The 10,615-nt window shown below is 72.1% G+C and carries 9 protein-coding genes and 1 pseudogene; all 10 read left to right on the forward strand.

Going from position 1 to position 10,615, the window contains the following annotated elements:
* Positions 1-596: hypothetical protein (locus ACFFNX_RS30575; RefSeq protein WP_378209338.1), on the forward strand; the 596-nt coding region annotated here is incomplete at its 5' end.
* A 182-nt stretch (positions 597-778) separates the two neighbouring features.
* A complete protein-coding gene (gene argC / locus ACFFNX_RS30580) occupies positions 779-1,807 on the forward strand; it encodes an N-acetyl-gamma-glutamyl-phosphate reductase (protein ID WP_378209339.1) in 1,029 nt (342 codons plus the stop codon).
* Positions 1,808-1,886: 79 nt separating this feature from the next.
* The gene (locus ACFFNX_RS30585) at positions 1,887-2,027 is read left to right on the forward strand and encodes a hypothetical protein (protein ID WP_378209340.1); all 141 of its coding nucleotides are present in this window, start codon (positions 1,887-1,889) and stop codon (positions 2,025-2,027) included.
* Positions 2,024-3,178, forward strand: coding sequence for a bifunctional glutamate N-acetyltransferase/amino-acid acetyltransferase ArgJ (gene argJ, locus ACFFNX_RS30590; RefSeq protein WP_378209341.1), 1,155 nt, complete (start codon positions 2,024-2,026; stop codon positions 3,176-3,178). Before ACFFNX_RS30585 ends, argJ begins: the two co-directional genes overlap by 4 nt.
* On the forward strand, positions 3,175-4,080 hold the full coding sequence (gene argB, locus ACFFNX_RS30595) for an acetylglutamate kinase (RefSeq protein WP_378209342.1): 906 nt from the start codon (positions 3,175-3,177) through the stop codon (positions 4,078-4,080). Before argJ ends, argB begins: the two co-directional genes overlap by 4 nt.
* Positions 4,077-5,318: an acetylornithine transaminase gene (locus ACFFNX_RS30600; protein WP_378209343.1), complete on the forward strand. Its 1,242-nt coding sequence runs from the start codon at positions 4,077-4,079 to the stop codon at positions 5,316-5,318. Before argB ends, ACFFNX_RS30600 begins: the two co-directional genes overlap by 4 nt.
* 91 nt (positions 5,319-5,409) lie before the next feature.
* Positions 5,410-5,910 (forward strand): annotated as a pseudogene (locus tag ACFFNX_RS30605) (arginine repressor); the annotation flags it as partial.
* A 281-nt stretch (positions 5,911-6,191) separates the two neighbouring features.
* Positions 6,192-7,622, forward strand: coding sequence for an argininosuccinate lyase (argH, locus tag ACFFNX_RS30610; RefSeq protein WP_378209344.1), 1,431 nt, complete (start codon positions 6,192-6,194; stop codon positions 7,620-7,622).
* On the forward strand, positions 7,622-8,245 hold the full coding sequence (locus ACFFNX_RS30615; RefSeq protein WP_378209345.1) for a DNA-3-methyladenine glycosylase: 624 nt from the start codon (positions 7,622-7,624) through the stop codon (positions 8,243-8,245). Before argH ends, ACFFNX_RS30615 begins: the two co-directional genes overlap by 1 nt.
* A gap of 73 nt (positions 8,246-8,318) precedes the next feature.
* Positions 8,319-9,581: a tyrosine--tRNA ligase gene (tyrS, locus tag ACFFNX_RS30620; RefSeq protein WP_378209346.1), complete on the forward strand. Its 1,263-nt coding sequence runs from the start codon at positions 8,319-8,321 to the stop codon at positions 9,579-9,581.
* Positions 9,582-10,615 lie beyond the last annotated feature (1,034 nt).

A 10,615-nucleotide genomic window follows, 5' to 3' on the forward strand; every position in this document is an offset into this window, starting at 1 on the left:
CACTGGCCTGCGCGGTCGCCGTACCGGCCGGGATCGCGCTCGCCGGGAAGGACGACGACGCCGACTCTCCGCCCGCGCGCTCGCCGGCGCCGGCCGACCCGCAGCGCGGCCGGTTCGCGACCATGCCCCGGCCTTGCGAGCTGCTCACCTCCGCGGAGGCGACCCGTCTCGGTGCCGGCAGGACGCCCACCGCCGAGACGCAGGGCTGCCACTGGGGCGATGGTTTCGGCGAGGGCTCACTCGAGCTGTGGCTCCAGCACTTCACCCCGCGAGACGCGCTGACCGCGCCGGGCCTGGCCGAGGCGTACTTCGCGGACAAGAGACAGCAGTCCCAGATCTCCGCACACGGTGCCGACAAGATCAACAGCACCCGGTCCGGCGTGACCGACGTCCCGGGCGTCGCCGACGCCGCGTTCGCCTTCGACGAGACCGACGGCATCGACTCCGGGCGCTCGTCCACGGTCTGGCTGCGGTCGAGCAACGTGGTCGTCAAGGTCGTCTACGCGGATCTCACCGGTTCCACCGGCGCCGTGCGGATCCGCCAGGACGTGGTCGCCGCCGCGCGTACCATCGGCGCGCGCCTCGCCCGGCTCTGACGTCACGGGGCGTGGTCCAGGGGCTCGGCCGAAGTGGCCGTCTTCGGCCGATGGAGCGCGTATCCGCAGGTCATCGGCCTGAAGGTCGTCCCGTTCGGTCACGTTCCGCGAAGATCAGTCTTGCATGATGATGCATCTCAATGCATACTTTCACCATTGCCTCGAGAGTGGAGACGAGACGTATGGGTGCGCGTGCTGCGCTCGCCGGAGCGAGCGGATACGCGGGCGGCGAGCTGCTGCGCGTCCTGGCCGGTCATCCCGGGTTCGCGATCGGCGCGCTGACCGCCGGGTCCAGCGCGGGCACCCGGCTCGGGACACACCATCCGCACCTGCATCCGCTCGCCGACCGGGTGCTGGAGGAGACGACCGCCGAGACCCTCGCCGGGCACGACGTCGTCTTCCTCGCCCTGCCGCACGGGCAGTCCGGAGCGATCGCCGCCACGCTCGGCGACGACGTGCTCGTGGTCGACTGCGGCGCCGACTTCCGGCTCGATGACGCGGGCGAGTGGGAGCGTTTCTACGGCACCCCGCACGCCGGCACCTGGCCCTACGGCCTGCCCGAGCTGCCCGGCGCCCGCGAGCGCCTGCGCTCCACCCGGCGCATCGCCGTGCCCGGCTGCTATCCGACCGTGTCCATTCTCGCGCTGTTCCCGGCGTACGCCGCGGGCGTCGCCGAGCCCGACGCCGTCGTCGTCGCCGCCTCCGGCACCTCCGGCGCCGGCCGTTCGGCCAAGCCGCACCTGCTCGGCAGCGAGGTCATGGGCGCGATGAGCGCGTACGCCGTGGGCGGCGTCCACCGGCACACGCCCGAGATCGCACAGCAGCTGTCCGCCGTGGCCGGAGCGCCGGTCACGGTGTCCTTCACGCCGACCCTCGCGCCGATGAGCCGCGGCATCCTCGCCACCTGCACGGCCAAGGCCGCGCCGGGGCTGACCGCGGCCGGGCTGCGCGAGGCGTACGACCGCGCCTACGCCGACGAGCCCTTCGTCCGGCTGCTGCCCGAGGGCGAGTGGCCCTCCACCGCCATGACGCTCGGCGCCAACGTCGCCGCGGTGCAGGTCGCACTCGACGAGCGGGCCGGGCGGATCATCGCGGTGGCCGCCATCGACAACCTGACCAAGGGCACCGCCGGCGGTGCCGTCCAGAGCGCCAACCTCGCCCTCGGGCTGCCCGAGGACCTCGGCCTCACCACGGTCGGAGTCGCACCGTGAACGTCGCACGCGAGGCATCGGTGGGTTCCGTTGTGGCGAGGTCGGGCCTCGTGGGCGGAGAAGTGAACAAGGAGTGCTCGTGAACGTCGCACGCGAGGCATCGGTGAGTTCTGCTGCGGCGAGGACGGGCCTCGTGAGCGTCGCGCGCGAGGTATCGGCGAGTTCCGCCGGGGCGAGGAACGGCCTCGTGGGCGGAGAAGCGAACAAGGAGAACCCGTGAGCGTCACCGCCCCACTCGGCTTCCGCGCCGCCGGCGTCGTCGCCGGCCTCAAAGACGGCGGCCAGCGCGATCTCGCGTTGGTCGTCAACGACGGCCCGTCCCGCGCCGCGGCCGGAGTGTTCACCCGCAACCGGGTCAAGGCCGCGCCGGTGCTGTGGTCCGAGCAGGTCCTGCGCGGCGGGCGGGTGCACGCGGTCGTGCTCAACTCCGGCGGCGCCAACGCCTGCACCGGCACCGACGGTTTCCAGGACACCCATCAGACCGCCGAGAAGGCCGCCGACGTCCTCGGCGACTCGGCCGCCGAGATCGCGGTCTGTTCCACCGGCCTGATCGGCGAGCGGCTGCCGATGGACCGGCTGCTGCCGGGCGTGGCCGCGGCGGCGGCGGAGCTGTCCCGCGACGGCGGGCTCGGCGCGGCCGAGGCCATCCGCACCACCGGCACCGTCCCCAAGATCGCCTTCCGGCGGGCCGCCGGCGGCTACACGGTCGGCGGCATGGCCAAGGGCGCGGGCATGCTCGCCCCGGCGCTCGCCACGATGCTCTGCGTCATCACCACCGACGCCGAGGCGGACCCCTTGACCCTCGACCGGGTGCTGCGGCACGCCACCGGGCTCACCTTCGACCGGCTCGACGCCGACGGCTGCATGTCCACCAACGACACGGTGCTCCTGCTCGCCAGCGGCGCCAGCGGCGTCCGCGCCGACGAGGCGGAGCTGACCGCGACGGTCACCGACGTGTGCGCCGACCTGGCCCGCCAGCTTTTGATCGACGCCGAGGGCGCCACGAAGGCGATCGCCATCGAGGTCGTCGGCGCCGCCAACGACCACGACGCCGTCGTGGCCGGCCGCGCGGTCGCCCGCAGCAACCTGCTCAAGTGCGCGATCCACGGCGAGGACCCCAACTGGGGCCGCGTCCTGTCCGCGGTCGGCACGACCGAGGCGGTCTTCGAGTCCGACCGGCTCAACGTCGCGATCAACGGGGTCTGGGTGTGCCGCAACGGCTCGTTCGGCGACGACCGCGCCAAGGTGGACATGCGTCCCCGCGACGTCACGATCACCGTCGACCTCAGCGCCGGCACCCACAGCGCGACGATCCACACGACCGATCTGACCGCCGACTACGTCCACGAGAACTCCGCGTACTCCTCATGATCTCCATCCCCCCGACCCGCGACGCCGCCGAGGCGCTGCGCAAGGCGACGACGCTCATCGAGGCGTTGCCGTGGCTGCAGGAGTTCCACGGCAGGACCGTCGTGATCAAGTACGGCGGTCACGCCATGACCGACGAGGCACTGCGGCCGGCCTTCGCCCAGGACGTCGCCTTCCTGCGCTATGCCGGGCTGCGCCCGGTCGTCGTGCACGGCGGCGGCCCGCAGATCAACGCCCACCTCGACCGTCTCGGCATCGAGTCCAGCTTCAAGGCGGGACTGCGCGTCACCACCCCCGAGACCATGGACGTCGTCCGCATGGTGCTGGTCGGCCAGGTCAGCCGCGACGTCGTCGGCATGCTCAACCAGCACGGCGCGTTCGGCGTCGGCATGTCGGGGGAGGACGCACGGCTGTTCACCGCCGAGCGCAAGCCCGCGATCGTCGACGGAAAGCCGGTCGACATCGGCCAGGTCGGCGAGATCGTCCAGGTCGACGCCGGCGCCGTGCGCAGCCTCCTCGACGACGGCCGCATCCCGGTCATCTCCAGCATCGCGCGCGGCGACGACGGCGAGGTCTACAACGTCAACGCCGACACCGCGGCCGGCGCGCTGGCGGTGGCCCTGCAGGCGACCAAGCTCATCGTGCTCACCGACGTCGACGGCCTGTACGCCGACTGGCCGCCCTCCGGCGACCCGGGCGACGTGATCGCCCGGCTGACCGCCACCCAGTTGGAGAAGATGCTGCCCGACCTGTCCGCGGGCATGGTGCCCAAGATGGAGGCGTGCCTGCGCGCCGTACGCGGCGGCGTGCCCCAGGCACACGTCCTCGACGGCCGCATGGCGCACTCACTGCTTTTGGAGATCTTCACCGACGAAGGGATCGGGACGATGGTGGTGCCGGAATGAGCGAACGAAGTGAGCGAATCGGTGGACACGGCGCGCCTGGTCTCTCCTCCGGCGAAGGAGGGCTCGGTACCGATCTGCGCAACCGCTTCGAGACGGCGATGATGCCCAACTACGGGGTGCCGCCGGTCGCGCTCGCCCGCGGCGAGGGCTGCCGCGTCTGGGACGTCGACGGCAACGCCTATCTCGACCTCATCGGCGGCATCGCCGTGTCCGCGCTCGGGCACGCGCATCCGGCGCTGGTCGAGGCCGTCTCGGCGCAGGCCGGCACGCTCGCGCACACCTCGAACCTCTTCGTGCACGAGCCCGGCGTCCGCCTCGCCGAACGCCTCCTCGGGCTGCTCGGCGGCGACGGGCGGGTGTTCTTCACCAACTCCGGCGCCGAGGCCAACGAGGCCGCCTACAAGCTGGTCCGCCGGCACGCGGGTCCGGACCGGACGTACGTCGTCGCCGCGGACGGCGGGTTCCACGGCCGTACGATGGGCGCGCTCGCGCTGACCGGCAAGGCGTCGATCCGTGAGCCGTTCGGGCCGTTCGGCGCCGACGTCCGCTTCGTGACGTACGGCTCCGTCGACGCGCTGCGCGAGGCCGTGACCGGCGAGTGCGCCGCGGTGTTCCTCGAGCCCACCCAGGGCGAGGGCGGCATCGTTCCGGCCCCGGAGGGCTACCTCGCCGCCGCGCGGCAGATCTGCGACGAGGCCGGCGCGGCCCTGGTCATCGACGAGATCCAGAGCGGCATCGGCCGCACCGGCGTGTGGTTCCAGCACCAGCGGGAGGGCATCCGGCCCGACGTGATCACCCTGGCCAAGGGCCTGGGCGGCGGCCTGCCGATCGGCGCGTGCGTCGGCTTCGGCGACTACGGCACCGCCTTCGGCAAGGGCGACCACGGCTCGACGTTCGGCGGCAACCCGATCGCCTGCGCCGCGGCCCTCGCCGTCCTCGACACGATCGACAAGGAAGGCCTGCTCGACCACGTCACCGCCGTCGGCGAGCAGCTCGCCGACGGCATCGCGGCGGCCGGCCACCCGCTCCTGGCCCGCGTCCGCGGCGCGGGCCTGTGGCGCGCCCTCGTGCTGTCCGAGCCGAAGTCGGCCGACGTCGAGGCGGCCGCCCGCGATGCCGGCTTCCTGGTCAACGCCGTCAAGCCCGACGTCATCCGGGTGGCTCCGCCTCTGATCATCACATCCGGCGAAGTCGCCTCCTTCACGGCGGCGTTGCCGGATATCTTGAGGAAGACATGATCGAGCGGAGCGAGCGAATCGGCAGGCGTGGCACCTCGGGCGCGGATCCGGGGGCCTGGGGAGTGTGCGCGCGGGGCGGGGCGGAGGCCGCATGACCACGCCCCTGACCAAGACCGCGCGGCAGTCGCGCATCGTCGAGCTGCTGGGCCGCAACGCCGTGCACTCCCAGAGCGAGCTGGCCAAGCTGCTCGCCGACGAGGGAGTCGACGTGACCCAGGCGACCCTCTCGCGCGACCTCGTCGACATCGGCGTGGTCAAGCTGCGCGCCCCGGACGGTTCGCTGATCTACACCGTGCCCGGTGAGGGCGGCGAGCGCATCCGCCGGGCGCGGTCGCGGGGAGGCGAGACGTTCACCGGCCGGCTGGCCCGGCTCGCGCAGGAGCTCCTCGTGTCCGCGGAGGCCTCCGCCAACCTCGTGATCGTGCGTACGCCTCCGGGCGCCGCGCAGTTGCTCGCCTCGGCCATCGACCACGCCGACTGGTCGTCCGTGCTCGGCACGGTCGCCGGAGACGACACGATCCTGGTCATCTCCCGCGACCCGTCGGGCGGCGCCGAACTCGCCTCCTCGTTCCTGGCCCTGACCGAACGCCGCGCCGAGCCGTCGCGTGAGACCGGCACCGGCCGGCAGCCTCCGCCGCCCTGGGACCCGATGGACGACCTGCCGCACGTGCCGGCGGGCCGCGCCGCCGGCGCGCATCCGGCCCCGGAGAGCGTGGAACGACGAGCCTAGGGGCAGGTCAAGAGCCCCTTTCTCAGTTTGTGCCGCGGTCGCGAAGCGTGACCGTGAGGTCGGCTGAACGCGCCCGGCCGTGATATTGCAGTGGTAGCGGAGAACACTCCATGTCGTCGTCGATTCGTGAGAGAAGAACCAGCGTGACCGATGAGCAACACCGCAGGACGCCGACCAGGCTGTGGGGCGGACGGTTCGAGGGAGGGCCGTCGGAGGCCCTCGCCCGGCTGTCGGTGAGCGTGCAGTTCGACTGGCGCCTCGCGCCGTACGACCTGCTCGGTTCGCGAGCCCACGCGCGGGTCCTGAACCGCGCGGGCCTGCTCACCGACGACGAGCTGTCCCGCATGCTGGGCGCGCTCGAGGACCTGGAGACCGCCTGCCGTTCCGGCGAGTTCCGGCCCGCCGTGGCCGACGAGGATGTGCACACCGCCCTCGAACGCGGCCTGCTCGAACGGCTGGGAACCCTCGGCGGAAAGCTGCGCGCCGGCCGCAGCCGCAACGACCAGGTCGCCACCGACCTGCGGCTCTACCTGCGCGACCACGTACGCCAGATCGTGTCCCGGCTCGTCGAGCTGGAGACCGCGCTCATCGCGCAGGCCGAGCAGAACATGGGTGTGGCCGCGCCCGGCATGACGCACCTGCAGCACGCGCAGCCGGTGCTGTTCTCCCACCAGCTGCTGGCCCACGTCCAGGGGTTCGCCCGCGACGTCGACCGGCTGCGCGACTGGGACAAGCGCGCCGCCGTCAGCCCGCTCGGCTCCGGCGCGCTCGCCGGGTCCTCCCTGCCGCTCGACCCCGAGACGGTCGCCGACGAGCTCGGCTTCGACGCGGCCGCGCCCAACTCCATGGACGCGGTCAGCGACCGCGACTTCGCCGTGGAGTTCCTGGCCGCCGCCGCGCTGATCGGCGTGCACCTGTCGCGGCTGGGCGAGGAGGTGGTGCTGTGGGCGTCGCAGGAGTTCCGGTGGATCGAGATGGACGACACCTACGCCACCGGCTCCTCGATCATGCCGCAGAAGAAGAACCCGGACGTCGCGGAGCTCGCGCGCGGCAAGTCCGGCCGTCTCATCGGCCACCTCACCGCGCTGCTCACGACGCTCAAGGGCCTGCCGCTGACCTACAACCGTGACCTGCAGGAGGACAAGGAGGGCATCTTCGACGCGGTCGAGACGCTGCTCCTGGTCCTGCCGGCCGTGTCCGGGCTCATCGCCACGATGCGCGTCAACACCGCGCGGCTGGAGTCGCTGGCGCCCCAGGGATTCGCCCTCGCCACCGACCTGGCCGAGCTGCTGGTCCGCAAGGGCGTGCCGTTCCGCGACGCGCACGAGGTCGTCGGTCACCTCGTGGTCTGGTGCCAGGTCAACGACAAGGACTTCGGCGACCTCACCGACGAGGAGCTGGCCAAGGTGTCGCCGCACCTGACCCCCGACGTACGCGACGTGTTCTCGGTGCAGGGGGCCCTCGCCGCCCGCAAGGCGTACGGCGGCACCTCACCCGAGCGGGTGACCCAGCAACTGGCCGCGCTGCGTTCGCTCGCCGACTCCCACGCGTCCTGGGCGACCGGCGACTCCTGATGGCCGCAGTGCTGCCGCGTTCGTTCTTCGACCGCCGGGCGGAGGAGGTCGCGCCCGGCCTCCTCGGCTGCGTGCTCACCCGCACCACGGCCGAGGGGGCCGTCTCGGCCCGGCTGACCGAGGTCGAGGCGTACGCCGGCCCGCGCGACCCGGCCTCGCACGCCTACCGGGGCCCGACGAAACGCAACGCGGTGATGTTCGGCCCGCCCGGCCACGCGTACGTCTACTTCACCTACGGCATGCACTTCTGCGTCAACCTGGTCTGCCTGGGCGAGGGCACGGCGGCGGCCGTGCTGCTGCGGGCCGGCGAGGTCGTCGAGGGGCGTGAGCTCGCCGTCGCCCGACGTCCGCGCTCGTCGCCGCGCGACCTCGCCCGCGGGCCGGCCCGGCTGTGCGAGGCCCTGGCCATCGACCGCGAACTGTCCGGCACCGACGTCTGCGACCCGGCGAGCCCGCTGCGGGTGTCGGCCGGCGGACCCGCATCGTCCTTCCGTACGGGCCCGCGCACGGGAGTCAGCAGCGCCAAGGACGTGCCGTGGCGGTTCTGGATCGACGGCGACCCGAGCGTCTCCGCGTACCGCCTTCACACGCCACGGCGTCGTACGGTGATAGATCAGGGCTGAAAACCATTATTTTTGTCCTCGGCACTACCGGCATGCTTTACGACGAGACGCTTGTGACGAGACGAGGGAGAACGTGACCGACATCCTGGATGACCTCGCGTGGCGCGGCCTGATCGCGCAGTCCACCGATCTGGACGAACTGCGAGCCATGCTCGCCGCGGGGCCGGTCACGCTCTATTGCGGGTTCGACCCGACCGCGCCGTCGCTGCACGTCGGCAACCTGGTCCAGCTCCTGACCCTGCGGCGTTTCCAGCTCGCCGGGCACCGCACGATCGGCCTGGTCGGCGGCGCGACGGGCCTGATCGGCGACCCGTCGGGCAAGAGCGCCGAGCGGACGCTCAACTCCGAGGACGTCGTGGCGGGCTGGCTCGAACGGATTCGCGAACAGGTCTCGCGGTTCCTGTCGCTCAGTGACGACCAGGGCTTGATCGTCAGCAACCTCGACTGGACCGGCTCGATGTCGGCCATCGAGTTCCTGCGCGACGTCGGCAAGCACTTCCCGGTGAACCGCATGCTGGCCCGTGACATGGTCCGCAACCGCCTGGAGACCACGGGGCTGAGCTACACCGAGTTCAGCTACATGCTGCTGCAGTCGCTGGACTACCTGGAGCTGTACCGCCGCTACGGCTGCCGGCTCCAGACCGGCGGCAGCGACCAGTGGGGCAACCTCGCCTCCGGCGTCGACCTCATCCGCCGGGCGGAGGGCGGCACGGCCCACGCGCTGACGACACCGCTGGTGACCCGCGCGGACGGCACGAAGTTCGGCAAGACGGCGGGCGGGGAGACGTACTGGCTGGATCCGTCGCTGACGACGCCGTACGCCTTCTACCAGTTCTGGCTGGGCGCCGATGACCGCGACGTCGTACGGTTCCTGAAGTTCTTCAGCTTCCGCGGCCGCGAGGAGATCGAGGAGCTGGAGAAGGCGACCGGCGACCGCCCCGCCGCCCGTTTGGCCCAGCGCGCCCTGGCGGAGGAGCTCACGACACTCGTCCACGGCGAGGACGAGACGGTGAAGGTGATCGCCGCCTCACGGGCGCTGTTCGGCCAGGGGGAGCTGGGGGAGCTGGACGAGCGAACCCTGGAGAGCGCCCTGGCGTCGGTTCCGTCGGCCGAGGTGTCGGCTCCCCTGCCGTCGGTGGTGGACCTGCTGACGGAGACGAAACTGGTGTCCAGCAAGTCGGAGGCGCGCCGCACGATCTCCCAGGGCGGTGCGTACGTCAACAACGTCAAGGTGACCGACGAGGCGGCCGTCCCGTCCCCGTCGGACCTGCTCCACGGCCGCTTCTTGGTCGTGCGCCGCGGCAAGCGCAACGTGGGTGGTGTGACGGTCTCCTGACGACTCTCGCCGTGGCGTGATCGCGTGCGGCGTCGGCCGCTGCGGAAGGGGCCGACTGCCGCGCCCGGTCGTGGACGCGGTGACGTCCAGGGGCGCTGATCGACGGACTGTGCGTCTCGATCATCGGCTCGTCGTCGGCGGGCAGGCGTCGCAGGCTTTGCGGCCGCCGGGAAGGTGCGCCTCGGCCCTTTACGCTCGCCGTCTGCCGCTGGTGGCTCTCACGGGATTCCGTATCGACGCGTCACATGACCGAGATGCGCCGTCTGGTCGGGCGATCGCGCGTATGGCGTTGTAGGACTGTTTCCGTCGTTCTTCGGCCAGCCGTAGGGGAGAGGGAGGTGCCGACTCGCGTGCCTTGCCGATCGACCACCTCGTCGCGCTGCTGTGTGTCTCGCGCGCCGGATCGGAGAGCCGGAGGTCACTCGCGTCGGACTGCCGGACAGAATGATCTACAACGTAAAGGTGGCGGCCTTGAGACGCCGTACCGGCGAATCAGGATTCAGCCCCGTGGGAAGGTCCGCATCGCAGGCGTAGGGTCCGCGCCTCCGCAGGCCGGAGGCCTGCGACCGCGCAGGACGTCATTCGCGTTCGTCCGCCGCCGAGGGCGGCAGCAGGTGGTGGATGGGTGCTGCCCTTGCGAGGTGGCAGCGGGCGTCACCATCATCGGACACGTACCGGCCCGGTCGCCTAGGCGGCGACGGCTCCGTCTCTGTGCGGCGGCGACGGTAGAGGCCACCACCGCGGCCGGGTATGCTCCGGCAACCGGTATCCGAACGCCGGGCGGCCGTCGCCCAGGGGCCACCGTCGATCGCGCTGAAGACGAAGGGCCACGATGTCGGCGGCGTCCGCCGGGGGCAGGCGTCACCGCTGTCATCCCGCTGTGCCGGACCGTCCGCTGCTGCTGGCCGCCAAGGCGTCGGTCCTCGGCCTGGTGACGCTCGTGCTCGGCGAGGTGACGGTTCCTCGCCGGCCGGGCCGCGCTGCACGGCCGGCTGACCGCGCCGGGCCTCGGGCAGCCGGGCGTGCTGCGCGCG

It is taken from the genome of Actinoallomurus acaciae, from assembly GCF_042429965.1.
In the GTDB taxonomy this organism is placed as follows: domain Bacteria; phylum Actinomycetota; class Actinomycetes; order Streptosporangiales; family Streptosporangiaceae; genus Actinoallomurus; species Actinoallomurus acaciae.